The sequence below is a fragment of the Mycobacterium sp. 2YAF39 genome (genome assembly GCF_052114565.1).
Taxonomy (GTDB): Bacteria; Actinomycetota; Actinomycetes; order Mycobacteriales; family Mycobacteriaceae; genus Mycobacterium.
In genome coordinates, this window is sequence record NZ_JBFREZ010000002.1 from 645,363 (window position 1) to 671,887 (window position 26,525).

Sequence of the window (26,525 nt, forward strand, 5' to 3'; positions counted from 1 at the left end):
TCGAGCTACTGGCTCAGCCGGAATGGCTGGCCCGCGATGGTGTCGAGTGGCAGACCACGGGGGTCGTCGGGGATCCGTGGTTGCTCCACCTTCGGCGTCCCGCCGTTGGGTAGCGCGACCGGTTCGGCGGTCGTCGTGGCTGCCTTGCCTTGACGCCCGGATGGCGGCGGTGTGGCTTTCTCCAGAAACCGGAGCAATTCGACGGGAAAGGGAAGCACCAGGGTGGAGTTCTTCTCGGCGGCGACCTCGACGACGGTTTGTAAGAGCCGCAGCTGCAGCGCTGCCGGGTGCTCGGTCATCACCTCGGCGGCCTGGGCCAGCTTGTCGGACGCCTGCAGTTCGCCGTCGGCGGTGATGACCCGAGCCCGTCGCTCACGCTCGGCTTCGGCTTGGCGCGACATTGAGCGCTTCATCGAATCGGGCAGCACCACGTCCTTGATTTCGACGCGGTCGATGTGGATTCCCCAACCCAACGCGGGGCTGTCGATCATCAATTCCAGACCCTGGTTGAGACCTTCGCGGTTGGAGAGCAGGTCGTCCAGCTCGCTCTTGCCGATGATCGAACGCAACGATGTTTGTGCGAGCTGCCCGACGGCGGACATGTAGTCCTGCACGTCGACCGCCGCGCGTACCGGGTCGGCGACGTTGAAATAGATGACGGCGTCCACCCGGACGGTGACGTTGTCGCGGGTGATGCCGTCTTGGGCGGGTATCGGCATCGTGATGATCTGCATGTTCACCTTGTCGAGACGGTCGGCGATCGGAACCAACCACGTCAGTCCCGGCCCGCGAACGGCCGATTGCACCCGCCCGAATCGATAGATCACGCCCCGTTGGTATTGCTTGATGACGCGAAAGTTCGATCCCAGCCAGAGCAGGCCGAGGCCGATGGTTGCGGCGATTGCGTAAAGGATCAACATGATGACTCCGATTCCGCCCGGGCATCGCGGTCGGTATTCGAGGGCGACCGCGGGCTGTCGATACTGATGGAAGGGTGACGCCTCTCGACTGGGCGAGTGGTCGGCTCCCCGGTCGAGGGGACGGTGATGTTCGTGTCGCGCGCGTGGGCCGGGCAGGTGGCGGTGGCCTGGGTGGTCGACGCACCGAGGGACAGATCGATGACTGTGACGCGAGTCGCCACCGAGGGAGCGGCTCCGACGGCGATGGCGATACTTGCGGCAGTGGCGGACGCCTCAGCGCCGTAGTTTCCGCTTCGTTGAGCATGCGTGGTCCTAACAGCGCCAGGCCTGCGAACGCGGCCGAGGCGACCAGCATCTTCGCGCGCGCCCGTTGGCCGCGGCTTTCGTCGGGGAGTGGCTCCACGCCGTCGAACAGCCGGCTCAACTCCGGGCTCGTCCACCGCAGCCGGCGCTCGATCTCGCGCAGGTTTTGGAGTTCGTCGTCACTGAGCACGGCGCACCTCCTGAGCTTCGGCTGCCACGGGGCCGTCACCGCGTTTGTGTCCCAGACGGTGTTGTGCTCGGCCTTCGGACTCCCAGCGCTGGTGCGCCATCAATGCGAGTCGTCGATCCTGCGCCTGCCGCGGCCCGATCCCCAGCAGTTCGTCGGGGCTCGACAGGTCACAGGGTTTGGACGCCGTCATCACGGCGGTGTAGGCGCGGGTGGGGTTGGTGCAGGGGGGGACGATCAGCAGAACCAGCCTGGTCAACCCCTTGGCGATCAGCGACAGTGTGTTGGTCGAGGTGGTGGCCGAGCCCTCCAGGATGATGCTGCGGCCCCTGAACTCGATTCGCGAAGATGCTGGCGCCCAATTGTTCTCGTCGTAGATGACCCGGTCAACGGTCCCCATCCGCGGCGCCAGTGCTGTGAGCAGGAGCGGAAGTTCGATGTGCAATTCATCGGTCCGGGGCCACCAGCCGCCCTGCACAAACCCGCCGGACGGGTCAACGCGCTTCAACCGCAACCGCAGCCCTCGGAAGGCCGTTGGGCCTGTCCTTAGGGCGTCGACGTGCAGAGTTGGTGCGGACATGAGCGGCCTCCTATCGTTGAGAGTCGATTGAGTCGAATCCGCTGGCATTGCGGTTTCCAGGTAAAAGCAAGGCGCCCAGTAGCTTTCCGGCCTGGGTTGTCGTCGCCGCCACTTGCCCTAGGAGGGGGCTGTGGTCTGTTTCGGCGGTATTTCGACGGGCATTGGCCGCAGCGTGTGGCAGACCAGCGCGTGCCAGTTGGCCCGGCCCGCTCCTCTGCGTCGTCGGCTTCACTGGAACTGCCCTACGCCGGGCCGCCACCTGTCGATGGCGGTCGGGTGCGGTGAATTCAATTGAACATCAGCAGAACCCGACGCTGCCCAGAGCCTCGCAACCTCGCTGTGCAGGCGCTCCATCTCCATATCGAGTCGGTGGGCGGCATCGGCGGCTTGGATCAACGTGTCTAATAGTCGGTCCGGTATCGCGCGCGGGTGCGTGTAGGGGATCGTGTGATCACAGCTGGCCCAGTGATCCTGTGCGATGGTCCTGATTTGCACCTCGACAGGCACCTGTTCGGCCCGGTTACTCAAGCGAACGGGGATTTCGACGATCATGTGCAAGCTCTTGCAGCCGTTCGGTTTCAGCTTGGCGATGTAGTCTTCGACCTCGATCACGGTGACGTCCGGTAGGTCGCTGAGCCGGGCTGCGATCCGGTATGCGTCCGATACGCGACCATAGGTGATGCGTACTCCGGCGATATCGAGGATGTTCGCCCGGATATCGTCCGCGGCGAGCGGGCAGCACAGCCGCTGCGCCTTTGCCACGATGCTGTCGTGGGTTTTGACCCTTGACGTAAACGCCCCGAAGGGGCAGTAACCATCACCGCGGATGAACTCCTGCTTGAGGTGCAGACCTTCGTGGTCAGCATCGAGATCGCGATCTGATACGGCAGCGCGAACTCGGTGTCCGAGCGCCCGGACTCCGTCGTCGCCGGTGCTCCAGCGGCCAGTTGGTAGACATCGCCGACAGTCACTCCCGACCTACCTCTCTTCGTCGAGAAGCTTGCTAATATAGATGAAGTTTATCATTTTAATATCTCAGCGGTAGGTGAAGGAGATGGTCATCACATGGACGCCCTAGCGGCGCAGCCGGCGCGGGTGGATCTGGCCAATCGCGGCGACGTGGAGGCGCTGTTGCGCCGCTTCTACGGCCAGGTCCTCGTGGATGACACGCTTGCGGGGCCATTCGCGGAAATCCTTGCGAACGGCCTGGATTCGCATCTTCCGGTCATGTGCGACTTCTGGCAGACCGTCCTGTTCCGCGCCGGGCTCTATGGGGGCAGCGCGGTGCGCGTTCATCAGCCTGTCCATGACCGACATGCACTGACCGCCGGGCACTTCCTGCGCTGGCTCGAACTGTGGAACCGCACCCTCGACAAGATGTATCAGGGCCCAGTCGCCGAGCACGCGAAAGTCCAAGCGGCCAGAATCGCGCGCGCGATGCATCACCGGCTGACGGGCAACGACTCGGATGAACTCGATGTCCTTGTCCGACAGTCACTCTGACCGGCGAGCTGGCAAGCGCGCGAGCGTTCAGACGAAGTGGCTCGCCGCTTCTTGCAGATCGCCGAGACCAATGGTCAACGTTTCCCAGCTTCTGGCGGCGTCTGTCCAACGCTCGACAGGCGTATTATAAAGGAATACAGTCATCTAAACCACAACACGTTATGATGGCGGAGCCGGACCGTCAGCCTCAACCAGGGCGTCCGTCGACATGACCCTGGCGGCCAATCACGTCGAATGCGCTGACGTCAGTGTCGCCGGCCAGACCTACCTGCGGCGCTTGCGCCGTGGCCGGACCTGAATCACGGGTGGATCTTCGCGAGCAGCCAACCTGGCGATACATAGTTCGGGTTCGACGAACGGCTCGAGCCTGGCCGACACGGCCGCGTCTTCGCGATCTGCAGATCCGCCGGCGGCCGCAGCGCGGTCCACCAAGCCCTGCAGCAACCCCAGGTGTAGACCGCAACCCACCTCGGGGTGGGCTCGGGCCAAATCCCGTACCGGGCACGCGTGCAGCCGAATGACTCGCTCCCGCCCGAGCACCTGCTCGCTATCAGCCGACAGCGATGCCGATGGTTCTGATCCAGCAGCCAGTTCGGCATCAAACCCCATCCGGTCAAACACCTCGGTGGCAAGCGCCGCTCCTCGATCCAGCGCGTCACCGGCCTCCGCTGCCTCCGTACCGTCCTGGCCCACAACGGCTTCGGGCTGGGCAGCCGCGATCCGCTCTGCCCACTGCACTCCGGCGTGCTGGGCACGCCGAGCACGTGTTTCGGCTGTCTCGCCGAGCTCCATCGCGAGAATCTCGGCGAGTATCCGATAGTCCAGGCGCTCCTCGACGGCACGGTATCCGGTGCGTGGGCGCCCCACGCCGTCCCGGTTCACCCGGGTGCGCTCGATCGCTCCCTCATCGCACAACGCGTCCAGGTGGAAACGCACGGTGGTGACGTGCAACTTCATGCGCGAAGCGAGCTCGACGGCATCAATAGCGCCGCCGTGCTCACGCACCATCCGAAGCACTCGTTCACGTTGCCGGTTGCGCGGCAGGCGATCTCGTCGCCGACGCGGACCGGCTGCAGTGTCGGTCTCCTCGTCCACCTCACACCCTTACTTATCCCGTGTTTAACGGATATGCTTCCTCTATATTAGCAGAAGTCCATGGACTCAAACGCCATGGAAGAGGCGAGATGCCTTGTCTGCGGCGGGAGGCAGACCAATGGGAAACACCTACGCGGTGCAGGTCCGCCGTGTATATGACCATCGGGTACGCGGCGACGGCACCCGGGTGCTGGTGGACCGGATCTGGCCGCGCGGGATGACCAAGGAAAAAGCGGATTTGGACGAATGGTGCAAGCAGATCGCGCCGTCCGATGAGCTGCGCAAGTGGTACAACCACGCTCCGGAACGGTTCGAGGAGTTCACTCGCCGCTATCAGGACGAATTGACCGAGCCTGCTCGGGCCGAAGTCCTTACGCACTTGCGCCACCTCGCAAGCAGGGGAACTCTGACGCTGCTTACGGCGAGCAAGGCCGTTGACATCAGCGAGGCCACCGTGCTTGCCGCGGTGCTGCATTGACGTGGGGTCCAGCCACATGAACCTGCTCGAAGTACGCGCCGCGAACTCCGCGGCCTGGCTTAGCGGGGCCGGTCACGTCCGTCGTGGCACACCGGTCCGGATCGTTCAGCGGGTGCTGGTCGACCTCATCGAACTGCAGCTGCAGGGCAAGTGCGCGGATAGCCGGGACCCGCGGCGACGGGCGCGCGGCTGGGGCGAACCCGGCCGACGTCGGTTCCGGTGCCGACGACGGCAGGCCCGACTGGCTTCTGCGTGCCACGCAGACGATCGCTTCGACCTTCACGTGTCAGTGCCCGCGAAACCGGGCTCCGATCATCTCCCGGGGGAGTAGTCCCGGACCGGGGTACGCGACGATGACGCGCCCGTGGTCGGGTTTGCAGCCTTCGACGAACGTCACTCCGTTTTCGGTGTAGGTGTAGGTCGCCGGGTCGTAGGTCCGTAGACGCTCAGTGATGCGCCCCAACTCAGCCTCGCTGTCGGTGGCCCACATGAGGTATTCGACACCGACGGCCCCGACACCGTGGTGCCGGGCGGCGTCCTTTGCGTATAGGTAGATCTGAAAACCGTCCGGCGCCAACAGCAGTACGGCGTCGCGTTCACGAAGAGCGACGCGGCACGCGAACACGTCGCAATAGAAATCGACCGTACGATCGACGTCCAACACCCGCATCACCGTTGACGCGACCCGGACTGTGGCACCCTGAGCCTCAGCGGGGCTCGTCTCAGGTGCTGTATCGGGCATATCAACCTCGATCGATAAAAGGCATTACCATCCTTCATACTACTCTCAGAGAACGTTTGTGGTCGGGGCGGATCGGGTCCTGACGAGCGCGGTTCGAAACTGGTCGCGAACTGCCGGGCAGCGTGACGATTACTCGTCGTGGATCCCTGCGAGGACGCTGCTGTTTCCGCGGCGACGTCGCCAGCGGTGAGTTCATCGCCTTCTGGATGCGCGACGGGCGGGTGCTGGCCGGCATGAACGTCAACACCTGGGGTGTCACCGATGCCATCGAGGCGCTGGTGCGCTCCGGTGCGAGTGTAAATCCAGCCGAGCTTGCCGACGCCGAAGTGTTGTTGAAGTACCTGGCCGGCAACGCGACCCGCGATCGATAGCGCAACGGCGCCGATGGCGATTCGCATTGACTGAGAGCTGAAGATAGGAGCCGCAATGGTTACACCGATGCGGACGGCGACCGAGCGCGCGCGATCAGTCGGACAGGCGGAGCGTCAGCCGCCAGCAATGGCATCTAACAAGTGACGCCCGATCTAGTTGGGAGACTTAGAGTTATGCGAACAGATATGACGACGAACGACGCCGAAAAGCGTTGGCATGATCCTGGCGCCTTCCGCGCGGCATCAGTGTATGTCGCATCGATCATCGCCGTGGCCGGCCTTGCGTTCATTCTGTTTCTGCTCATCGGCCGCGAGGTGCCCCTGTCGGCGCTGGGAACCCCGATCGTCCTTCTGGTCGGAGCCATCGCAGCGTTCATCAAGACCTATCAGGTCTGGCGAGCTGGCGGAACTTGGCCCATCTGGCAAGGCGCCGGCTGGCTTGTGCTCACCCTCATGCTCGTCAGCCTGAGCATCCCAGAGATGGCGTTCTCACGCTGACTTGCCAAGTCCGAAAGGACTGTAAGTCTTCTGCATCGGCGAACGCGGCCTAGACGACCCCTTATATTCGTACCTGTGTGGAGATCCCCAGTGGGCTGGCCGGCTCATTGATCGGCAGGCTGGTTGCGGCTTGTCACGGGAGCGCCGTCCGCGCTTTCCCTGTGAAGGTGTCGGCGCCCGACGTGGGCTTCGGCGCGCATCCGCTTCGACATGTGCGGGTAGTGCAGTTCGAAAGCCGGCCGCTCCGAACGGATCCGGGGCAGCTCGGTGAAGTTGTGCCGCGGAGGAGGGCAGGTCGTGGCCCATTCCAGCGAGCTGCCGTATCCCCATGGGTCATCGACGACGACGACCTCACCGTAGCGGTAGCTCTTGAAGATGTTCCACACGAACGGCAGCATCGATGCGCCCAGGGTGAACGCCCCTATCGTCGACACAACGTTCAAGGTGGTGAATCCGTCGGTGGGCAGGTAGTCCGCGTAGCGGCGCGGCATGCCTTCGTTGCCCAGCCAGTGCTGCACCAAAAAGGTGGTGTGGAAACCGATGAACGTCAGCCAGAAGTGCAGCTTGCCCAGCCGCTCGTCGAGCAGGCGCCCGGTCATCTTCGGGAACCAGAAGTAGATGCCGGCGTAGGTGGCGAACACGATGGTGCCGAACAGCACGTAGTGGAAGTGCGCGACCAGAAAGTAAGTATCGGTGACGTGGAAGTCGATCGGTGGGCTGGCCAACATAACGCCCGACAGCCCACCGAGCAGGAAGGTGACCATGAAACCCACCGAGAACAGCATCGGAGTCTCAAATGTCAACTGGCCGTGCCACATCGTGCCGATCCAATTGAAGAACTTCATTCCGGTCGGGATGGCAATCAGATACGACATGAAGGAAAAGAAGGGCAACAGCACCGCGCCGGTGGCGAACATGTGGTGCGCCCACACCGCAGTGGACAGAGCCGCGATGCTCACGGTTGCATAGACCATAACGGTGTATCCGAAGACCGGTTTTCGGCTGAACACCGGAACGACTTCGGTGATGATGCCAAAAAATGGGATCGCGACGATGTAGACCTCGGGGTGGCCGAAGAACCAGAACAGGTGCTGCCACAGAATTACTCCACCGTTGGCCGGGTCATAGATATGCGCACCAAGGTGGCGGTCGACGGCCAGCCCGAACAGCGCGGCGGTCAGCAGCGGGAACGCGCCCAGGACCATGATCATTGTGACGAGAATGTTCCAGGTGAAGATCGGCATCCGGAACATCGTCATCCCAGGTGCCCGCATGCACACCACTGTGGTGATCATGTTGACCGCCCCCAGGATGGTGCCCAGGCCGGCGATCGCCAGGCCCATGATCCACAGATCCGCCCCTGCGCCGGGCGAATGCAGAGCATCGCTCAGCGGTGTGTATGCCGTCCAACCGAAATCCGCGGCGCCCCCAGGGGTGAGGAAACCGGACACCGTAACGAGGGCGCCGAATAAGAACAGCCAGTAGCTGAGCGCATTCAGGCGCGGGAACGCCACATCCGGCGCGCCGATCTGCAGCGGCAGAATGCAATTGGCGAAGCCGAACACGATCGGGGTCGCATACAGCAGCAGCATGATCGTGCCGTGCATGGTGAACAGCTGGTTGTACTGCTCGTTGGACAGGAACTGCAAACCCGGCGCGGCCAGCTCGGTACGCATGAACAGCGCCATCAATCCGCCCGCCATGAAAAAGGCGACCGAGGTGACGATGTACATCATGCCGAGCAGCTTGGGATCAGTGGTCGTCACCAACCGGTAGACGAACGTGCCCCTGAGTCCACGACGCTGCGGGAACGGCCGAGTGGGAGTCAGTTCAACGACGGCACTCATGACGTGCCCACACCGGCGAGGTGGCGCTTCATCTCATTCGCCATGAGCCACCACCTTCAAGAGGTCTTTAACGGACTATAGACCGCTAAATAGGTTTAAGTAAGGGGCGCAGGGCCGTGCGCGCTGGCGCGGTGTAGGAGTGGCGCCGCTTCGGTGCATAGTTGTTCGATCACCTCGAATGCGGGACGAACGACTCGCAGCGCCCCGACGCCTTGTCCGGCATTGATCGGTGCTTGGCGGTGGTCATCAGCGACAATGGCCGCCGCCAACTCATCGTGAGCCTGGTGGTCAACGGTCAGCTCTTCTTCGTGGCCATGCCAACGATCGGTGAACGTGTTGCGCAACACCCGTTCTGGGATCGTCGGCGGTCATGGGTACTGTTGGGCGATGTCGAAGACGCGGGTGCTCACCGTGTCGGTGTCGCCGGCGGCGAGCAGGGCGCGGCGTGCACTGTCGGACAACAGCGTTTCCGTGCACGCGCAGAATGCGGTGCCCAGCCACGCCCCCGATGCACCGGCGGCCAGAACGGCGGCCAGCGCGCGTCCGGACGAAACTCCACCTGCGGCCAGAACGGGAACCGATATCTGGTCGAGGACGGCCGCCAACAACGGCAGGGTGCCAACACTGAATTCTCCGTGACCCCCACCCTCGGCGCCGCGAGCGATCACGACGTCCACTCCGGCCTCGACTGCGCGCTCAGCGCCCCTGAGATCGCCGACCTGGGCGGTGGCCGCGATACCGGCGCCGTGCGCGCGCTGAACCCACGAAAAGTCCTCGCCGAAACTGACGGACAGTAACGCCGGTTTGGCGGCGATCGCCGCGGTGAGTAGTCGGGGCTCGCTCGCGATCACCCACGCCACCAGGCCGACACCGAAGGGGCGACCGAGCTCGCGTAGATGGGAAAGTTGCTCATCGAGCTGCAATGCTGAACCGGCGCTACCGATCCCGACCATGCCCAGTCCCCCGGCCCGTGACACCGCTGCCGCCAGCGCTCCCCCGGCTACTCCGCCCATCGGCGCATTGGCAAGCGGTACGTCAAGGCCCATCGCGCGCGACCATTCAGTGGATAACGCCGTCACCGTATTTTCCTCTATACCCGTCGAGGACGCGACGGTGTCACAGTAAGCCGAGGAGGTCGCCCTCGGTGATTCGGACGATCCGGATCCGCCACAGTCTGTCGGACGCGCTGCCCTCCAGATAGCGCCAGTCATAAGCGCCGGGCCGGTCGCGGGCGAACTCCTCGCGCAGGTGTATCGGGTCGTGGCTGTTGACGAGCACAAACGACTCGCCGGCAGCCAGCGCGTCGAAGCGGGCGAAGATCATCGGGTGCCGTTGGGATTTGGGTATCTGGCGCACGTCGAACTCGTCGGTGTCATCGATGGCGTGTGGATCGTCGAAGAGAGTCATGAACACATACTATTCCTACAAGTGTTAATTGGAGTAATGTTGCGGGCATGACCTATGTAATCGGACAACCGTGCGTGGATATCAAGGACCGCGCCTGCGTGGACGAGTGCCCAGTGGACTGCATCTACGAGGGCGCACGCATGCTCTACATCCACCCCGACGAGTGCGTCGACTGCGGCGCGTGTGAGCCGGTGTGTCCGGTGGAGGCGATCTACTACGAAGACGACCTTCCAGAACCGCTGCGGCCCTACATCGATGAGAACGTCAAGTTCTTCACCGACACCCTGCCCGGGCAGACCGATCCACTCGGATCGCCGGGCGGAGCCGCGAAACTCGGTGCCGTCGACGCCGATACCCCCATGGTCGCGGCGCTACCGCCGCAGGGCGACTGATGCCCACCGACGCGACCACGCAAACGTCTGGAATGGGCCCCCCGGGACGCCGCGACGTCATCCTGCAGTTGCTTCGAGCTTCGGCTGAGCCGCGCAGCATCGCCAGCGTCGCCGATGAACTCGGCGTGCACCCAAACACTGTCCGGTTTCACATTGACGCGCTGGCCCGTGCGGGCCGCGTCGAACAAGTCCTCGGTGACTCCCCCGGTCGCGGCCGGCCCCCAATCCTGTTTCGCGCGAGTCGCCGGATGGACCCCACAGGACCCACCAATTATCGGCTACTGGCCAGCATCCTGACCGAATATGTGGCCGGCCGCCCCGATGCCGTCGGCATCGCCGCCCAGCTGGGCCGGTCAACGAGCGCGGCGCTGATGCGATCCAACGCGCAGGGCCGTGCGCCGTCGAAAACCCGCGCGATCACCGAATTAGTGGAACTGCTGGCGGAGTTGGGCTTCGAGCCCGAACCTGCCGACGGTCCGCGTACGCGCGAGATCCGGTTGCGGCACTGTCCCTTCCAGAACCTGGCCGAACAACACAGCGAGGTGATCTGCTCTGTGCATCTGGGCCTGATGCAGGGCGCGCTGACCGCGATGCGGGCACCGGTCACCGTTGATCGTCTCGACCCGTTCGTCGAGCCCGACTTGTGCGTCGCGCACCTCGCGTCCGCACCGACCCGTGATAGGGCATCGTCGTGACCGAACTCGCTATCCGGGTGGCTGCCGCGGCCACGCTGATATGGCTGGGCATGGTGTTGGCGATCTCTTTCCTGGAAGCGCCACTGAAGTTTCGGGCCGAGGGGCTCGAGCTGCGAGTGGGCCTGGCGATCGGACGCATCGTGTTCCGGGCCCTCAACATCGCCGAGGTCGTGTGGGCGGTGGTGATCGCGGTATGCCTGGCCGTCGCCGGAGAGTCGGGCCCGGTGCTCCTACTCGCCGCCGCAACGACCGTGTTGCTAACCGTCCAGCTGCTGCTGGTGCGGCCCTGGCTGAACCGGCATTCGGCCCGTGTGCTGGCCGGCCAACACGGACCGCGCTCACGCGCACACCACGCCTACATCGGGTTGGAGGCGCTCAAGCTCGGCGCCTTGGTCGCCCTCGGTGCCGCCCTCCTGGCGGGATGACGATCCATCGCAAACGAAGGAGAATCCACATGAGCGTTCAGCAGCCGGCCCTCGAGGCACTCGGCGATCACGACTATCTGGTCCGGTTCGTGCAGGACGAGGACACCGTTGTCGTGCGCGTGCACGCCGACCCTGCCGTGGTTGCGCAAATCGCCGACGATGAGCAGCGCGTCGTCGAGGCGACCGCGGCCTACCTGATCGCCCGCCAAACCGCCGACGACCTGCCCGAGCAGGTCGACCTCGATGCGGTCGCCGCCGCCTACGACGGCTATATCGCCGACCTTCACCACCAGCTGACACTCCCGTCGGCTCACTGAAAACCGGGACAGCCCACATGGACAAAGTTTCACTGACCGCGCTTGCCCGACAGCAGCTGGCGGCCGCCCACGACGCCCACAGCGGCCGCAGCGCACACACCGTGTACGGCGGCCACCAGCACACGTTGCGACAAACCGTGATTGCGCTGACCGCGGGCACTAGCCTCGACGACCACGAAAGTCCCGGTGACGCCACGATCCAGGTTTTGCACGGGCGCGTTCAGTTGACCACTTCCGAAACCAGCTGGGACGGCCGCCCCGGCGATCACCTCGTCATACCCTCCACCCGCCACGGCTTGCACGCCGTCAACGACTGCGTTGTGCTGCTCACCGTCGCCAAATCTGTTCACCGGTAAGGGCAGTCCCGCTGTGACCACGGTCTGCCTCGAAAGTGCGGGCCCGCCCGATCCGCTTCACACCGCCACCGGGGGCGCACTCCATCAGCGACGACGATTTCGGCGGCCAAACCGTCTCGGTGGAAAGGTGATTCATCGACTGTGCGGTGAGCTCCTGGTTACGCTGATTGATCGGTTCGGCGGGGGGAGCGACTCGTGGTCACGTTAGACCGCTTGGTCAATGTGCTGGGGAGCTACGGCGTCCGATTGCGTTTCTGCCCGATACCGCGGTCCACGGAGTTGCGCAGCGTCATTCTGCATGAGGTGACCGACGATCGCACGGTCATCGGTGACGTGTTGCTCGGTATCGGGGCCCGCTCGGTCAAAGAGGCGGTGCGCTGGGCGGCGTCGGCCCGCGCGGTGGTAGTGCTCATTCGTGGCGGCGCCGATGACGACACCGCGTTCTCCGGAGCGGCCGAGGGTGTCGCGGTGATGGTCGTCGACGACCCCTCGATGCCATGGAGTGAGTTGGCCGCAGTCATCTACGGATTGGTCTTGGAGGGCCGCGAAACCGAATCGGGCCGTGGCCCAACGGATCTATTCGCGTTGGCCGACAGCTTGAGCGAGGCCACCGGCGGCGCGGTCATCATCGAGGACCGGCTCTCACGCGTGCTGGCGTATTCCAGACTGCACCAGAATGCCGACCCGGCGCGGGTGGCGACCATCCTCGAACGCCAGGCACCGGAGCACTTGCGGGAATTCTTCAACGCCCGCGGCGTGTACGCACACCTGGCGGCATCCGAGGAGCCCCTGTTCATCGCCCAGGACACCGACCACGGCATGACCGGGCGCATGGTGGTCGCGGTGCGCTCCGGGCGAGAGATCATGGGATCGGTGTGGGTGGCGTGTACGGCGGCGTTGGACGGCGCCGCGCTCACCGCGTTGGCCGACGGCGCCCGCACAGTGGCCCTGCACCTGTTGCGCTCCCGCGCCAGCGCCGACCTGGAACGCCAGGTCGAAACCGAACTCGTGATCCGGCTGCTGGAAGGAACCGCCGATGCCGCCACCGCGGCCAGCCGCCTCGGCCTACCGCACACCCTGTTGCGGGTGATCGCGGTCCAAGCATTCATCGGCACTGAACGCGACGCGTCCCTGCTGTTGGCGTTCGAACGCGCCACCACCGGGTTCGGCTGGTCCCGGCCCGGCCGCAGCGCCCTGGCCGGCAACACGGTCTACACCCTGCTGCCCGGCGAGCCATCGGCGACAGCGCGCAAGTGGGTCAGCGGTCTCCAAGCGGCACTACCTGAGGGGGTGACGATGGTGGCCGGCATCAGCGGGGCCGCCGAGGTTTCGGACCTCGTTGCGGCACGACACGAGGCCGACGAGTGTCTGGCGCTGCACGAGATGTGGCCCCGCGGCGCCACGCCTCCGGCCTACGACGAGTCGTGGGACGACATCCTGCTGCAGCGGCTGCGCACAGCCGCCCGGTCGGGCCGGTCTCCGAATCGGGGACCGGTCGCCGAGCTGCGCCGCCACGACGAGGCCAACGCCACCGAATACGTGGTGACGCTGCAAGCCTGGCTGCAGGCCCAGGGTGATCCCGCCGAGGCTGGGGAGCGGTTGGGAGTGCACGAGAACACCGTCCGATACCGGCTACGCAAGATGGCCGAAATCGCCAACCTGCAACTGGACGACGCCAAAAAGCGGCTGGCCATGATGATCGAACTAGCGGCCACCGACGCCGACTGACCATGCGCCCTGTCGAAATGCGATAAAGCGCGGGCCTGTCGTTGTCTGGTTCTGGCAAACCCTACGTGGCCATTCACACCACCATGGACATCATCAGCCAATGCTCAGATGTGGAGGTGGTGATGGTCACCGGGGACCCGGTCGATGTCACCGTGGAAGGATGATCCGTCAGCTCAAGACTAGCTGAATCAGCTGGTGACACAGACGAACTGACCGTAGCCTTCATCCGCGACGTCACGGCACTGCTCGGGCCGCTGTACCGGCAGGCATCCGGGCGGGCTTGACGGGGGCCAGGAGTCCAGCGCGGGCCCAACGCGGCCACAGCCATTTCGTCACTCAGACGTCTAGCCGCGATCACCTCTCTTCTTATGGCCTGGTGTGCGTCTCTCCTATGCCAATTGAGAACGACCTAATGGGCAATCAAGTACATCCGCTGACCACGGTGGCAGGCCCCCGCCAGGGGGCCCGCCTTCGCTTGATGAGGCCGTCATAACTGTGGATCATCAGCAGTTGAGCGTCACGTACGCTGTCTTGTTCATCACGGTCGTGGCGATGTTAGGCCCAGGTGTGCCGAGCACGTTTCCAGGCACGCCTGAGTCGGTACGCGAGTATGTCTGGCCGGGGCGCACTTCGGTTACCGTGCACTGATCGATGGAGCCAGTACCGGTTCGGCTGACGATGACGTTGTAGCCCTCGGATTGAAGTTTGCCGATGGTCTGATCGGCTGTGCTGATGCCGCTTGGGGCAGCGGTAGTCACGGCGGCGGTGCCCAGGCCGAGCGCGGCGGTCGCGACGATAGTTGCGACTGTGGCGGCAATATTCTTCATCTCAATCTCCCTCTGTACGTGTCTAATTCCTGCCCCCTGGTCACCGCAGACGAATTCTCCTGTGCCCCAACATCGAAATGAGACCCGACGAGATGTTCGTCGGGTCTGTGCTGTGGCATCTTATTGTCGGCCAGCGTCCGCCCAGCGGCGGATTCCAACCAGAGTCACTAAGAAGAACAGGAAGACTGCTACTTCTATTCCAAGGGCTCCGTGCGAAATATGACTTGTTATAACCGCTTTGACGGGTGGTTGGCGACATAGGTGGCGCGTCAGTTTTCGTTCGGAGGCCGGCGTCAACCTTCCCCTAGACCACGACCACCGCGCCTTGCCTTGCTATATGACCGAATTGCGTCGCCACGATCGCGACTACCAACCGACGACGCGGCGACACTCCTCGCCTGGCGAGGCGCAGAGCCACCCCGCCGAACCGGGCAGCTGGGAATCCACGGAAACATCGTGTGCTACTTGCTCCGCAAGGTGGCCGAGATCACCAAGCTGCAAGTCGATTACGCCAAAAGCGGCCCGCCACGATGGTCAATCTCGCCGCCACCGACACTGACTAGCCGTCATGTGCTGTCGCAACACCACAAAAAGTGTCGGCATCGTTGTTCAGTGCGGGCAAGCCCGGACAAACAATCTCCACCACCATGGAAGGTGAAGCCAAACGGTGTAAGAGGTGGAGGCTCTGGTGGACGACGGACTGCGCTACCGCGATCGATCGTCGCACCCCGTGCGCACCTTGTTGGGCCGTCGCCGCCCTGCCAACAGGCCAAAGTCGACGCGGCGCAGGTCGAAGCGGTCTGCGTGCCGAGCCCCGCGTCGGGCGCCCCGCCCGTCCTCCACGCGCAGACTGCACACCGCTCAGTTAGCAACGCGACTCACCCAAAGGGGTTTCAATGATCGTTCCACGTCCGCATGATCGCCCGATCAGCGCCAACACGACGGCTGAAGAAGCCCTGGAGACTTTCACGTTGCACCCACCACAGTGGCGCATCTTCAATCTATTTCGCCGCAATCCTCTGGTCCGTGCGAGCGATCGAATCGAGGCGCTGGCAATCGCAGTGGCTGTCATGGTGTCGCTGCTGGCCGTCCCGCTCGCCGGGGCGGTCGGCACCACCGTTCACGATTCACGCCGCGATGTCTACTCCCAGCAGCACCACTCTCGTCACCTCGTAACCGCGACGATCACCGGCGACATTGCGGCTCAGGATAACTCGCGAACCAGCACAGCCACAGTAGCCGCCCGGTGGTCTGCAGCCGGGGCCGAGCACAGTGGCGAAGTGAGTGCGCAATCGGAGACCAAGCCCGGCGACGAGCTCGCGGTCTGGGTCGATGACAAGGGCGCGCTAACCGACGCACCGACCTCGACAACCCGCGCCGGGGTGGATGCGGTGACGGCCGCCCTCTTCATGTGGGCAGGCGCCACAGCTGCTGCGGCGCTCTTGTTCGCCGGTACCGGCGCGGTATGTGACCGTATCCGCGCCATCAGATGGCAAGACGCTATCAACACCCTGGTCGGGAGCGACTCGCACAAACCGAGCCAGCCCTAACCGCCGCCAATCCTTCGGTAGCCCAATCATTCTCGAGTACGGGAGAGCCCCATGTCCGCACAACCGTTGTCCTTCGCGATGTCCCAAGCTCGCCGATGGACTATCACGCATCCCCGATTGCGGTTGAAGCCCGCACACCGTTCTGCAGGCTTTGTGCAGGGCGGCTGGTGGCCGCCGACCGACCAACTTTACATCGAACTTCGACACCTCCTAGCGGCCTTGTCGTCGCAGTCGGGGATCATCGAGCGGGTCATTTATGACGAGAACAGCTGGGCCTCAGCGCCGTTGCGGATGGAGTTTCGCGCCCACAGTGTGATCCTCGAGCCCAGCAACACCTCACCGAACACACTGACAGTCTGCGGCAAGAAGTTCGGGACGCTCGTGCTGCTGGTGGTTCCCCCTGACACCGACCCGACCGCTGCGTACGCCGCGGTGACGGCGGCAGCCGACCCCGACGACGTGTCCACCGCTGAGGACCTGCTGGCGATCGGGATGCGCGCTACGCGAGAAGCCCGCCCTGCATCGTGATGCACGCCGCTAGATCCGACTGCGAAACTTCGCACTGTTGGGCATCTACGCGGCCAACGTGCAGCATTTCATATGCGGGCATCGGTTGCAGCGCCCTCACATACCTGCAGCACATCGATCCGGCCGGGTTGGATAGCGCGCTCGGCAAAGTGCAGCCCGGCGTGTCGACGCGGCCGATGAACAACTCGCCCAGACCGTCGCCCCAGCCAGCATAGATTCGACTCAATCTGCACATTCGCCCAGCACAGCGATCGAACTGCCTTCCATCCGAAGTCGACGTGCCATGAAAAAGGGCTTGACCAACACCGATAACAATCGGTTATTGGAATCTGTGTTGCATTTCTGATAAGACGTCTGAGAAACCGGTTGTCAGGTCAGCGCTTTTGCTTGCGCACAATCGGTACCGTTTCTATGGTCTTGGCGCGCTTGGCAGCTCGGCGTTCTTTGATGGACAACGCGGGCTTTCGAAGATTCTTGCCCGGAGATTTATCAGCCATTGTCGCTCCTTAATACGAAGTGGCAACCACCCACCTCGACCATACGTCAGAAAACACAAAAAGCTACCTAACTCGTTATTTCGTGCTCTTCACGGGCATGTGCTCATTTCTCCGAGGGATCAGCGTGATCACGAGGCTGCATTGTCGGATCGCCACAACCGGGCACCCGCCGCTTGTCGGATTCCAGCAAACACCTTCCGCGTGGTTCAGGCCACCATGGAGATAACAACAAAAATTCAAATGTGGAGGTTTGTGATGGGCGGCGGCGAGCGCATTGACGGCGGGCCCCGAACGACGATCGTGGTCGGTGCGGGCATCGCCGGGTTGTCGACGGCGTGGTTCCTGCAGGAACGCGGAGTCGACGTCACCGTAGTGGACCGCACCGGCGTCGCCGCCGGCGCCTCGTGGGGCAACGCCGGATGGATCTCACCGGCACTAACCCTTCCCCTGAACTCGCCGAGCGTGCTGCGCTACGGGCTGCGCTCGCTGCGCGACCCGGCAGCCCCCCTGCACATTCCCATGGCCGCCGACTCCGCGCTCGGGGTCTTCCTGATTCAGTTCGTCGCCAACTGTCGCCGTTCGTCGTGGAAACGAGCGGTGCGCGCCAACGTGCCGCTCAACGAGGAAGCCATCGAGGCCTACGACGTGCTCGTCGCCAATGGAGTTGACGCGCCGGTGACCGACGCCCCGATCACCGCGGTGTTTCGCACCACGGAAGACGCCGAACACATGATGCGCGAGCTACGCGCTCTCGAAAACGCCGGGCAGACTATGTCTGTCACGGCACTGGCCGGCGAGGCCTTGCGCGAACAAGTGCCGTTGGCATCGCCGGCGATCACCGCCGCGCTGAACATCAACGGGCAGCGCTTCGTCGACCCGGGCCGATTCGTGCACGCTTTAGGACAAGCGGTCATCGACCGGGGGGCAACGATGCGCACGGCCGAGGTTCGGAGCGTGTTCAGCTCCGGCAGCGGAGTCACGGTGTATCCGCGCAGCGGCAAGCCACTGACGGCCGACACCGCAGTGATCGCCACCGGCGCATGGCTATCCCGGCTGGCAGGAACCCGGGTTCGGGTGCCGGTGCAGGCCGGTCGCGGCTATTCGTTCACCGTGCCCGTGGACCGCCCGATCCCCGCGCCCATCTATCTACCCGACGTGCGGGTTGCCTGCACGCCCTACCAGGGAGGATTGCGGGTGTCGGGCACCATGGAGTTTCGCGACCCGTATGAACCGGCGGTGCCGGCACGCGTGGGCGCGATCGTCGCCTCGGCCAGCCCGTTGCTGGACGGGGTGCGTTGGGCCGAGCGCAGCGACATCTGGGTTGGGCCGCGTCCGGTCACCCCCGACGGCCGGGCCCTGATCGGGGAGATGTCTCAAGGCGTCTACGTGGCTGGCGGCCACGGTATGTGGGGACTGGCGCATGGCCCGGTGACCGGCCGACTGCTGGCCGAACAGATCACCACCGGCAAGCAACCCGAAGCCCTGCGCGAGTTCGACCCACTACGCCGAACCGGCCGCTAACACACCCAAGCCGACGGTCCACAACGCCCGTGATCCACGGGCTCCCAAGTCGTCAGGGGCGGCGCTTCTGTCACGGCCCGCCCCTGACGACAACCTCTACCTCAACGAAAAGGAAACGACCCACAATGACTAGCACCGAACGTCTTTGGATGTCACGCGAGGCCCACACCCGCCTGAAGACCGAACTGGCCGCCCTGCGTTCACGGCGCGGCATCGAAGTCCCCGAGGACTTCATGGACTACGACGACAACCTGATGGCCGCCCACTTGGCGCGACAATCACGCATTCACCAGATTCAGGCTCTGTTGGGCAACGCCCGCGTCGGTGAGGATCCGCCAGATGACGGCATCGCCGAACCGGGAATGGTGCTGACGGTGCGCTACGACGACACCGGTGAGATTGAAACGTTTCTGCTCGGCGTGCGTGGTATCGAAGACGCCGACATCGACGTGTACTCGATGCAATCACCGCTCGGGCGCGCGATCGCCGGCGCACACGTTGGCGAGCAGCGCACCTACTCCATCCCCAGCGGGGCTAACCTGCCGGTCACGCTCCTCAAGGCGGCGCCCTACGGAAGGCACACGCCGAAACTCCTGCGGCCACAGTCTATTCCACCGCGACGCAACAGCTCCCGTCCGCAGGCCGCGGCCAAGCGTACAGCGACAGCGAGTCGCTCCCCGGCCTCAACCTAGGGGAGCTGGGCGCGATGAACATCAACGTGCCGCCGCTTCCAGGCGCTCCGTGCATGCCCCAAGCCCTATTGGCGCGAACGATGCGCCCAACCAAAACCACTCAGGCGTGAGCGTTCGTCACGGCGCTGTGGGACTCGCGCAACGGAAGGAATTGACATGGCCACGACGACACGGGTCTGGATCTCACCGCAGGCCCACGAGCGACTACACCGCGAACTGGGCACCCTGCGTTTCCTGTTCTCCGCCGGAATCGCCGACGACGATACCGACGAAAACGCCACTGCAGTGCGACGCGCCTGGGAGACCCGGATTCAGCAGATTCACGACCTCCTGATCAACGCCGTCGTCGGCGAAGACCCACCCGACGACGGGATCGCCGAACCCGGCATGGTAGTCACCATCCGTCGCGACGCCACCGGGGATACCGAAACATTCCTGCTCGGCATACACGGTGCCGAATACGCCGACATGCCCGTCTATTCGATCGAATCCCCGTTGGGCGCCGCCATCGCAGGGGCACGCCCCGGGCAACGGCGCACCTACCAACTGCCCAACGGCGCTCCCCTGGCCGTCACGCTGCTCAAAGCAGTGCCCTACGGCCTTCACATCGCTGATCTCGGCCCGCCCGCACCGCAATGAAATCGCACGCCGTCAACCAAACACCCACTAGCGGTTAAGAGGAAGTCCTGTGTCTCCAACAGCTCCTACTTTCGGCACACTCAACGACCAACTCAACAAGGCATACAGCCGAATCCGCGAACTCGAAGCCCGCGAACCTGAGCTCCTCGCCCGGAACAGGGCCCTATGTGCGGTCATCAGCGAACTTACTCACGGCGATCACACACGCACCGCCGCCGAACTCACCCCTGTATCCAACGATGGCAGCGGCGGGTTCGACATCGGCGACCTCCTGCGTGAGACACAAGCGGGCGCCTCGGTCGTAGGCCGCGATCGCAGACACCCACGGAGAACCCAGCGTCGGCAGGCGCATCCGGATCGGACACAAACGCGTTAAAGCGATGTGGAGAGTCCAAGTTTGACCTTGACCCGATCGGGGCCACATTCCTCATCGCCGAATAGTCGCTCATCGCCGCCACCGCATACGGGCATGATGACCGCCAATAATGCGAACACGAAGGACGGCGCGTTCGGCAAGGACCTCAGATTCTCAAGGTCCGCGAGCTGCGCGCAATTCTGCGCTGTTCTACCGCGACAAAGACCAGCTCTCCTGTTGTCGGGCCGCCGCAAGCCAGCCACGCAAATTACTACCACCATGGAATACGTCCACCTTCGTTCACCACGAGGTGGCGCATTGCTACATCGGAACGACGGCGCACTCATGCGCCCGAACGTGAACACACATCCAACAAGGCAAGGCACCGCATGTTAACAATCACCGAGAACATCCCCGACGCATCAGCGCGTCGGCCAGCCATAGGCACACTGCGAATGCAGTTGAAACCCGCACACCGGTCGTGCGGATTTGTCCAGGGCGCCTGGTGGCCACGGTCGACGGAACTGGCTAGCGAACTTCCATCACTTCTGGCAGCGCTCTCGCTACGGGTCGGATCGATCGACAGCGTGCTCTACCACGAAAGTGACTGGTCCCCAGCACCCTTGAGCATCAAACACCATGGCGACCAGGTAATCGTTAGTGCTCACCAAGAGTGGCCGAACGTCGTATCGTTGTTCGGGCCGCGGTTCGGGAGGCTGGACCTGCTGGTGGTACCGCCATACACCGAATCCGCTCACGCCTACAGCGTGGTGATGACTGCGGCCAGTGTCAACGACGCGTCGACACCCGACCAACTACTCGGAATTAAACGGCGCGCTGATGATCGCCTGCTCTCGCCCATCGCGCTTGAGCGATGGGAATCCGACGGAGGCGCGGTACCAGCACCACGATCACAGGCTCAGATGCAGGACGTCTGAGCACCCGACTCGCGCCGCAGCGACGCGACCGAGGCGAAACCCAGTTACTCATCGGAGTATTCCGGACCCGGAGTACTTGTGGTGAACGTGGGCAACACAGGTGTGAGGGTGGCCAGCGTCACGCCCACAGCAGAGTCGACGCGGCGCCTCCGGGTTTGAACGACGCAACACCTGGTTGTAGTGAGCCGACGTGCAGCGCCGGGCCGACGATCCCGTTGCAGGTGATCATCGCCGCGGCGAAACCGTGTCGCGGGCCAACGTCGAGGCGTCCGAGTCACCGAAACCATCAGCGTCACAATGAGTCCGACCTCAGTGTCACCGCAACGGCAAGGGTCCAGTGCACCGAACGGCTCACCAACGCGGTGGCTGGTCCCCACGTCACCGCGGCGAGGATGGCGCCCAGCTATGGCACCGCAACCGTCCAGCGCGTCAACGGCGATACGCGTCAACGGCATTAGTTCGTTGGAGAATCACCCACAAATCATGCCTGCGCCGCCCAGCTGAATGATCCTCACCTCGTAAGTACAAGTTCGCGCGGCGTCCTGGTTCTACGCGACGTCAGCCCGACGTCGTGCCGCCCTCAGCGGTGCCGGGCGGGCGGGGCGCATTGAGATCAAACCGGACACCAATCATGCGGATCACGAAGCACACCGCTGCAGCACCCAAAGCGGGCAGGGTGCCGTCGTAACCCAAACCGTGGGCTGCAGCGGCACAGCCGGCGCCGATGAGCGCTGGGATCGCGTACAGCTCGCTACTCAGCACCGTCGGAATCCGTCGGATCATCACATCGCGGATCGTCCCACCCCCGACGGCGGTGATCGTGCCGACGATCAGCGCTTGGACTACGCCAAACCCCAAGCTCAGCGCCTTATCGGCACCGAGCACCGCGAACACGCTCAGCCCAACGCCATCAAGCACCGTAATCGTCATGGCCAGCCGTTCCAGTCGGCGGCTAAGGATGAAGGCAATCAACCCACCACCGGCTGCCAGCGCCAGATAGCGCCAATCGAGAAAGGTGGCCGGCGGCAGAGCATCCAGCAGGACATCGCGGATCACGCCGCCACCAAGGCCGGTGAACATGCCAAGGGCGATCACTCCGAAGATGTCGAGCCGTTCGGCCCGCACAGCGGTCAGCGCGCCGTTGAGAGCGAACACCAAGGTGCCTGTGAAGTCCAGCGCCAACAGCAGCGGAGTTTCGGTAGACATGGCCCGAGGTATACCCCGCCCGTACTGCCCTGTGTCGATATCCGTCCCGATCGGAGAACACCATGACCGATTCATCGACTGCGGTAGAGACAGTGCTCAGCGGTTTGTCGACAATACGAGACTGGCAGGAGGACTTCTACCGCGATCTGCACGCCCATCCGGAGCTCTCACATCAGGAGTACGAGACCGCTGGCAAAGTTGCCGCCCGGCTGCGCGATTGGAGCTATGACGTCCACGACCGAATCGGCGGCGCTGGCGTCATCGGAGTGTTACGCAACGGACCGGGCCCCACGGTGCTGCTGCGAGCCGACATGGACGCCCTACCGGTGAAAGAGGCCACCGGACTCGATTACGCCAGCACCGTGCAAACCACCGACACCAATGGCAACGCGGTACCGGTCATGCATGCCTGCGGACACGACATACACGTCGTCGCGCTGCTCGGGGCGGCCCAACTCTTCGCTGATGGCTGCGATCACTGGAGCGGCACCCTGATCACACTCTTTCAGCCGGCTGAGGAGACATCCGACGGCGCCCGCGCAATGGTCGATGACGGACTCGCAAGCCTGCTGCCCACAGTCGATGTTGCATTCGCCCAGCACGTCCTACCCGCCCCGGCCGGCCAGGTTGGAACCCGTGCCGGGGCTGTGCTGTCAGCCGCCGACAGCATGCGCATCACGGTCTACGGCCGCGGCGCGCACGGGTCGATGCCGCAAGCCGCCGTCGACCCGGTGGTCCTCGCCGCGATGATTGTCATTCGACTGCAGACCATCGTCGCGCGGGAAGTGGCGCCTGGCGAGTCCGCCGTGTTGACCGTCGGCAGCATCCAAGCCGGAAGCAAAAGCAATGTGATACCTGACTGTGCCGAGCTGCAGCTGAACATCCGCACCTACAGCGAACGGACGCGGACCACGATGCTCGACGCCATTCGGCGAATCGTCACTGCCGAATGCCAGGCCTCCGGATCGCCCAGAGAACCCGAATTTCAGGTTTTCGACCGATACCCATTGACGGACAACGACTTCCCGACAACCTTGCGCGTAAATGATGCATTCACAACGTTTTTCGGGGACCGTTGCCAGACGCTGCCAATGCAGACTGCAAGCGAAGACTTCAGCGATATTACGACCGCCCTCGGCGCGCCCTACACCTACTGGGGCATCGGCGGCATCGATCCTGCCGCCTACCAGGATGCCGCTGAGCACGGACGAATCGACCAAGACATCCCGGTCAACCACTCCCCCGCGTTCGCCCCCATCATCCAACCCACCCTCGACACTGGAACCCAGGCTATGGTCATCGCCGCGATGGCGTGGCTAGGGCCCAACTGACTTCGTCCGCGGCCGTCACTCCATAAAGCTACAGCCGAGCCATTGCGGCCGTAGTCATCGCTGGGCGGTGGAGCCTCAACGCGCAGTGGACGACCCCGCAGTTCGCGCTGCCACAGAGCGAAGACCACACCGATTTCTTGACCTGCGCCGTGACGTAGAAAAGGCCCAGTTCAGAAAAGTAGATCTGAACTGGGCCTTCTTCGGTGGAGCTGCCGGGAATCGAACCCAGCGCGGAAATTGATGTGACCTGCAGAAATGTAGAATCTGGCTACGCGATGCTACGCGCAAGTACGTCAGATGACGTGCGGATGCGCGAAAGGTGTTGATGGCATCAACAAGCGATGACTGACCCACGCACAGTCGAGGAAAAGGGCGCGAACGGCCATGCCCCTTCATGAACTACGCGCCTCTGCGACTAGGTCGGCACGTTCTCGTATCCGATGGGGCGCGCGGATCAGTCAGTACGGAGCCCGAACGACTGATCTCTTCCACTTGGACAGTCTTGCGTGTTCAATCGAGGACCTGATCGACAATCCAAGTCGGGTCGTCGGTCGGTAAACCCGGCCTAAGGTGCAGTCTCCTGAGTTGCGTGGATGCGTACGGCGGGAGCGATCCATCGCCGCAGAAACTCCCGCAGCCCTTCACCCTGACGCGCAGTACCACCGGGATCGACAATAAACGATTGCAGGGTGCGCAGCATGAACTCGACGAGTTCATCGAGGATGGGGCCGGTGAAACCCGCTGCGGTCCAGTCTACTTGGAAGCGTTCTAGGATGGATCGACCGAAACCGACCGCGAGGTCCGAGGTCACGCCGGCGGTGAAGGCGCTGGCCTTCCCGGGCTGCATGACCAGGTTTAGGTAACGGTCGTTGGGCAGTTCTTCGAGTGTGTAGGCGATGCCCTCGATGACCGCGTCAGTCGGATCGACGATGGACCCCAGATTTGTGGCAAGGCGATCTAGGAACTCACCTACAGCCGATAGTGCGGTGGCGGACAGAAGCGCCTCGTGGGTGGGAAAGTATCGGTAGACCGTCTGGCGGGTGACGCCAAGTCGTTGAGCCACTTCGGACACACTGACGGCGCCCCGATCGTCGATTCCGCACCGGGCCGCGTCGATGATGCGGCGGGCGGCATCCTCATCGTCGACAGGAATGCGGCCCGACCAGCCATGCCTACGCATCTGAGGATCGTCGCACGTTTGCAATGAGTATTGACAATACACATGAGCGTTATTGTATGGTCTGAGTATGTCCGTCAGCATCGCGAGTAGCACCGACGAGATCTTGACCGACCGAGCCCTGCAGCACGCCGTGAACGGAACCACCGACCTGGCTGACCGCGAGCTGAAGGTTCCACTGCACTATTACCGGGACCCCAAAATCACCGAGATCGAGGAATCGCAGATCCTGCGCCGCGTGCCGCTGGTGATCGTGCCCTCGGCGCAGATCGCATCCGCGAACGACTTCGTGGTCCGCTCTGTCCTCGGCGACTCACTGCTGGTCACCCGTGACCGGACGGGCACCAGCCACGTGTTTCTCAACTACTGCCGGCATCGCGGCGCGATGCCAGCCTGCGGATCAGGCAACGCCTCGCGCTTCGTATGTCCTTACCATGCCTGGACCTACCGCAACACCGGTGAGCTGTTCATGGTGCCCGGGAAGTCGGGTTTCGATTCGATAAACACCGCCGACTACGGCTTGGTCGAATTGCCGTCACAGGAACGCCACGGATTCGTGTGGGCTGTGCTGAGCGCAGACGCGACCATCGACGTGGACGCCCATCTGGGACCGATCGGACCCGAACTGGCGCAATGGAATTACGGTGACTACGGCTATCACACCGGACGTGAGTTTTCCTCTGACGTGTCGTGGAAAGGTGCGCTGGAGGCGTTCGCCGAGGGCTACCACTTCCCATTTGTCCACGGCCAGAGCTTGATTGGTCAAAACACGCTGGCCAACACTGCCGTTTACGACGAGTTCGGCAAGCACCACCGCATCGGGTTCCCCTTTACCTGGATCAAGAACCTGACCGAGGATCCCGCCGCCTCCCGCGAGCCGTTAGCCAACATCGGTTTGATCTACTGGATCTACCCCAACCTCATCCTCGCCAACAGTCCAGTGGGCGTGGAGATCATCGATATGCTCCCCGAAGGGCAGCCCACACGGTGCACCGTGCGGCACAGTTGGATGGGACGCATACCAGCCGTCAACGACGAGATGCGCGCCGGTTATGACGCGATTTACGAGTCCGTGCATGCCGCCGTGCGTGACGAGGATTTCGCCATGCTTCCCCAGTGCGGTGAGGGTGTTCGTCACGGTCAACACGACCATATGATCATCGGCCGCAACGAAATAGCCGTCCAGCACATGATCAGAGTGTTCGCCCAAGAACTCGGTGTGGCCCTCGCATAGCTCGCCTCGCCGGTCTGCGCTGGCTGCGTACGCGCATGGCGCGTGGAGGTGCGAACGCTCGGTGATGGCCCCCCTTGTTCTGCGCGTCCGCTACGCCAGCCGTCGCGACACACCAGCGTTGCAATGTGATCCGGCGCGACGCCCACTTCAGCGCGGCGATGTCACCGGAAAACGGGGCGGGTTAAA

General features: G+C 63.6%; 28 protein-coding genes and 3 pseudogenes. 19 read left to right on the forward strand and 12 right to left on the reverse strand.

All coding sequences use genetic code 11. The annotated features are described in order from the left end of the window. Positions 1–5 precede the first annotated feature (5 nt). Positions 6–920 carry a slipin family protein gene (locus tag AB4Z42_RS08615; RefSeq protein WP_442008698.1) on the reverse strand — a complete coding sequence of 305 codons (915 nt, stop codon included), beginning with the start codon at positions 918–920 and terminating at the stop codon, positions 6–8. 96 nt (positions 921–1,016) lie between these two features. On the opposite strand from AB4Z42_RS08615, the gene AB4Z42_RS08620 reads away from it, so the two are divergent. Further along, entirely contained in the window at positions 1,017–1,205 is a 189-nt protein-coding gene (locus AB4Z42_RS08620) for a hypothetical protein (RefSeq protein WP_442008699.1), read from the forward strand. Positions 1,206–1,402: 197 nt separating this feature from the next. Here AB4Z42_RS08620 and AB4Z42_RS08625 read toward each other — a convergent pair whose 3' ends face one another. Both AB4Z42_RS08625 and AB4Z42_RS08630 read right to left on the reverse strand, forming a co-directional pair. After that, positions 1,403–1,990, reverse strand: coding sequence for a DUF5994 family protein (locus tag AB4Z42_RS08625; protein ID WP_442008700.1), 588 nt, complete (start codon positions 1,988–1,990; stop codon positions 1,403–1,405). Between the two features lie 228 nt (positions 1,991–2,218). Then, positions 2,219–2,752 carry a GTP pyrophosphokinase gene (locus AB4Z42_RS08630; RefSeq protein ID WP_442008701.1) on the reverse strand — a complete coding sequence of 178 codons (534 nt, stop codon included), beginning with the start codon at positions 2,750–2,752 and terminating at the stop codon, positions 2,219–2,221. Between the two features lie 303 nt (positions 2,753–3,055). Between AB4Z42_RS08630 and AB4Z42_RS08635 the strand changes: the two genes are divergently transcribed. Next, positions 3,056–3,493 carry a group III truncated hemoglobin gene (locus AB4Z42_RS08635; RefSeq protein ID WP_442008702.1) on the forward strand — a complete coding sequence of 146 codons (438 nt, stop codon included), beginning with the start codon at positions 3,056–3,058 and terminating at the stop codon, positions 3,491–3,493. 264 nt (positions 3,494–3,757) lie between these two features. Here AB4Z42_RS08635 and AB4Z42_RS08640 read toward each other — a convergent pair whose 3' ends face one another. Continuing rightward, on the reverse strand, positions 3,758–4,588 hold the full coding sequence (locus AB4Z42_RS08640; RefSeq protein ID WP_442008703.1) for a helix-turn-helix transcriptional regulator: 831 nt from the start codon (positions 4,586–4,588) through the stop codon (positions 3,758–3,760). 118 nt (positions 4,589–4,706) lie between these two features. Between AB4Z42_RS08640 and AB4Z42_RS08645 the strand changes: the two genes are divergently transcribed. Beyond that, a complete protein-coding gene (locus tag AB4Z42_RS08645; protein ID WP_442008704.1) occupies positions 4,707–5,066 on the forward strand; it encodes a DUF488 domain-containing protein in 360 nt (119 codons plus the stop codon). Between the two features lie 286 nt (positions 5,067–5,352). On the opposite strand, the gene AB4Z42_RS08650 is transcribed toward AB4Z42_RS08645, so the two are convergent. Further along, positions 5,353–5,808, reverse strand: a complete 456-nt coding sequence (locus tag AB4Z42_RS08650; RefSeq protein ID WP_442008705.1) for a VOC family protein — start codon at positions 5,806–5,808, stop codon at positions 5,353–5,355. A 164-nt stretch (positions 5,809–5,972) separates the two neighbouring features. Between AB4Z42_RS08650 and AB4Z42_RS08655 the strand changes: the two are divergent. Both AB4Z42_RS08655 and AB4Z42_RS08660 read left to right on the forward strand, forming a co-directional pair. Next, positions 5,973–6,179 (forward strand): annotated as a pseudogene (locus AB4Z42_RS08655) (oxidoreductase C-terminal domain-containing protein); the annotation flags it as partial. A gap of 186 nt (positions 6,180–6,365) precedes the next feature. Then, the gene (locus tag AB4Z42_RS08660) at positions 6,366–6,677 is read left to right on the forward strand and encodes a hypothetical protein (RefSeq protein WP_442008706.1); all 312 of its coding nucleotides are present in this window, start codon (positions 6,366–6,368) and stop codon (positions 6,675–6,677) included. 104 nt (positions 6,678–6,781) lie between these two features. Here the strand turns inward: AB4Z42_RS08660 and ctaD are convergent, their stop codons facing one another. From ctaD to AB4Z42_RS08675, 3 genes and pseudogenes are all read right to left on the reverse strand, one after another. After that, complete coding sequence (gene ctaD / locus AB4Z42_RS08665; RefSeq protein ID WP_442008707.1) at positions 6,782–8,524, reverse strand: aa3-type cytochrome oxidase subunit I; 1,743 nt, start codon at positions 8,522–8,524, stop codon at positions 6,782–6,784. 95 nt (positions 8,525–8,619) lie between these two features. Then, a pseudogene (locus AB4Z42_RS08670) lies at positions 8,620–9,603 on the reverse strand (NAD(P)H-dependent flavin oxidoreductase). A 37-nt stretch (positions 9,604–9,640) separates the two neighbouring features. Continuing rightward, positions 9,641–9,931, reverse strand: a complete 291-nt coding sequence (locus tag AB4Z42_RS08675; protein WP_442008708.1) for a DUF2249 domain-containing protein — start codon at positions 9,929–9,931, stop codon at positions 9,641–9,643. A gap of 47 nt (positions 9,932–9,978) precedes the next feature. Between AB4Z42_RS08675 and fdxA the strand changes: the two genes are divergently transcribed. The 6 genes from fdxA (at position 9,979) to AB4Z42_RS08705 (ending at position 13,844) form a co-directional block, all read left to right on the forward strand. Then, positions 9,979–10,323 (forward strand): ferredoxin, encoded by a 345-nt coding sequence (fdxA, locus tag AB4Z42_RS08680; RefSeq protein WP_442008709.1) that lies wholly within the window; start codon positions 9,979–9,981, stop codon positions 10,321–10,323. Next, a complete protein-coding gene (locus tag AB4Z42_RS08685) occupies positions 10,323–11,018 on the forward strand; it encodes a helix-turn-helix transcriptional regulator (RefSeq protein WP_442008710.1) in 696 nt (231 codons plus the stop codon). Before fdxA ends, AB4Z42_RS08685 begins: the two co-directional genes overlap by 1 nt. Positions 11,019–11,068: 50 nt before the next feature. Further along, a complete protein-coding gene (locus AB4Z42_RS08690) occupies positions 11,069–11,443 on the forward strand; it encodes a hypothetical protein (protein ID WP_442008892.1) in 375 nt (124 codons plus the stop codon). Positions 11,444–11,472: 29 nt separating this feature from the next. Next, positions 11,473–11,760: a hypothetical protein gene (locus tag AB4Z42_RS08695; RefSeq protein ID WP_442008711.1), complete on the forward strand. Its 288-nt coding sequence runs from the start codon at positions 11,473–11,475 to the stop codon at positions 11,758–11,760. A 17-nt stretch (positions 11,761–11,777) separates the two neighbouring features. Continuing rightward, complete coding sequence (locus AB4Z42_RS08700) at positions 11,778–12,116, forward strand: cupin domain-containing protein (RefSeq protein ID WP_442008712.1); 339 nt, start codon at positions 11,778–11,780, stop codon at positions 12,114–12,116. Positions 12,117–12,311: 195 nt separating this feature from the next. Continuing rightward, positions 12,312–13,844: a PucR family transcriptional regulator gene (locus AB4Z42_RS08705; protein WP_442008713.1), complete on the forward strand. Its 1,533-nt coding sequence runs from the start codon at positions 12,312–12,314 to the stop codon at positions 13,842–13,844. 503 nt (positions 13,845–14,347) lie between these two features. Here AB4Z42_RS08705 and AB4Z42_RS08710 read toward each other — a convergent pair. After that, entirely contained in the window at positions 14,348–14,671 is a 324-nt protein-coding gene (locus AB4Z42_RS08710) for a hypothetical protein (RefSeq protein WP_442008714.1), read from the reverse strand. Between the two features lie 896 nt (positions 14,672–15,567). On the opposite strand from AB4Z42_RS08710, the gene AB4Z42_RS08715 reads away from it, so the two are divergent. Beyond that, on the forward strand, positions 15,568–16,221 hold the full coding sequence (locus AB4Z42_RS08715; RefSeq protein WP_442008715.1) for an Rv1733c family protein: 654 nt from the start codon (positions 15,568–15,570) through the stop codon (positions 16,219–16,221). Positions 16,222–16,272: 51 nt separating this feature from the next. Next, a complete protein-coding gene (locus AB4Z42_RS08720; protein WP_442008716.1) occupies positions 16,273–16,749 on the forward strand; it encodes a DUF5994 family protein in 477 nt (158 codons plus the stop codon). 374 nt (positions 16,750–17,123) lie between these two features. On the opposite strand, the gene AB4Z42_RS08725 is transcribed toward AB4Z42_RS08720, so the two are convergent. Then, the gene (locus tag AB4Z42_RS08725; protein ID WP_442008717.1) at positions 17,124–17,246 is read right to left on the reverse strand and encodes a hypothetical protein; all 123 of its coding nucleotides are present in this window, start codon (positions 17,244–17,246) and stop codon (positions 17,124–17,126) included. A gap of 255 nt (positions 17,247–17,501) precedes the next feature. On the opposite strand from AB4Z42_RS08725, the gene AB4Z42_RS08730 reads away from it, so the two are divergent. The 4 genes and pseudogenes from AB4Z42_RS08730 (at position 17,502) to AB4Z42_RS08745 (ending at position 21,391) form a co-directional block, all read left to right on the forward strand. Continuing rightward, the gene (locus tag AB4Z42_RS08730) at positions 17,502–18,767 is read left to right on the forward strand and encodes an NAD(P)/FAD-dependent oxidoreductase (protein WP_442008718.1); all 1,266 of its coding nucleotides are present in this window, start codon (positions 17,502–17,504) and stop codon (positions 18,765–18,767) included. Between the two features lie 125 nt (positions 18,768–18,892). After that, positions 18,893–19,348 (forward strand): annotated as a pseudogene (locus AB4Z42_RS08735) (GreA/GreB family elongation factor); the annotation flags it as partial. Between the two features lie 267 nt (positions 19,349–19,615). Next, complete coding sequence (locus tag AB4Z42_RS08740) at positions 19,616–20,098, forward strand: GreA/GreB family elongation factor (RefSeq protein ID WP_442008719.1); 483 nt, start codon at positions 19,616–19,618, stop codon at positions 20,096–20,098. Between the two features lie 810 nt (positions 20,099–20,908). Then, positions 20,909–21,391 (forward strand): DUF5994 family protein, encoded by a 483-nt coding sequence (locus tag AB4Z42_RS08745; RefSeq protein WP_442008720.1) that lies wholly within the window; start codon positions 20,909–20,911, stop codon positions 21,389–21,391. Positions 21,392–21,949: 558 nt separating this feature from the next. Here the strand turns inward: AB4Z42_RS08745 and AB4Z42_RS08750 are convergent. Then, positions 21,950–22,597: a trimeric intracellular cation channel family protein gene (locus AB4Z42_RS08750; RefSeq protein ID WP_442008721.1), complete on the reverse strand. Its 648-nt coding sequence runs from the start codon at positions 22,595–22,597 to the stop codon at positions 21,950–21,952. 62 nt (positions 22,598–22,659) lie between these two features. Here AB4Z42_RS08750 and AB4Z42_RS08755 point away from each other — a divergent pair, with 62 nt between their 5' ends. Next, on the forward strand, positions 22,660–23,928 hold the full coding sequence (locus AB4Z42_RS08755) for a M20 family metallopeptidase (protein WP_442008722.1): 1,269 nt from the start codon (positions 22,660–22,662) through the stop codon (positions 23,926–23,928). A gap of 565 nt (positions 23,929–24,493) precedes the next feature. Here AB4Z42_RS08755 and AB4Z42_RS08760 read toward each other — a convergent pair. After that, on the reverse strand, positions 24,494–25,108 hold the full coding sequence (locus tag AB4Z42_RS08760; RefSeq protein ID WP_442008723.1) for a TetR/AcrR family transcriptional regulator: 615 nt from the start codon (positions 25,106–25,108) through the stop codon (positions 24,494–24,496). A 67-nt stretch (positions 25,109–25,175) separates the two neighbouring features. Here AB4Z42_RS08760 and AB4Z42_RS08765 point away from each other — a divergent pair, with 67 nt between their 5' ends. Then, a complete protein-coding gene (locus AB4Z42_RS08765) occupies positions 25,176–26,339 on the forward strand; it encodes an aromatic ring-hydroxylating oxygenase subunit alpha (protein WP_442008724.1) in 1,164 nt (387 codons plus the stop codon). Positions 26,340–26,525: the final 186 nt, after the last annotated feature.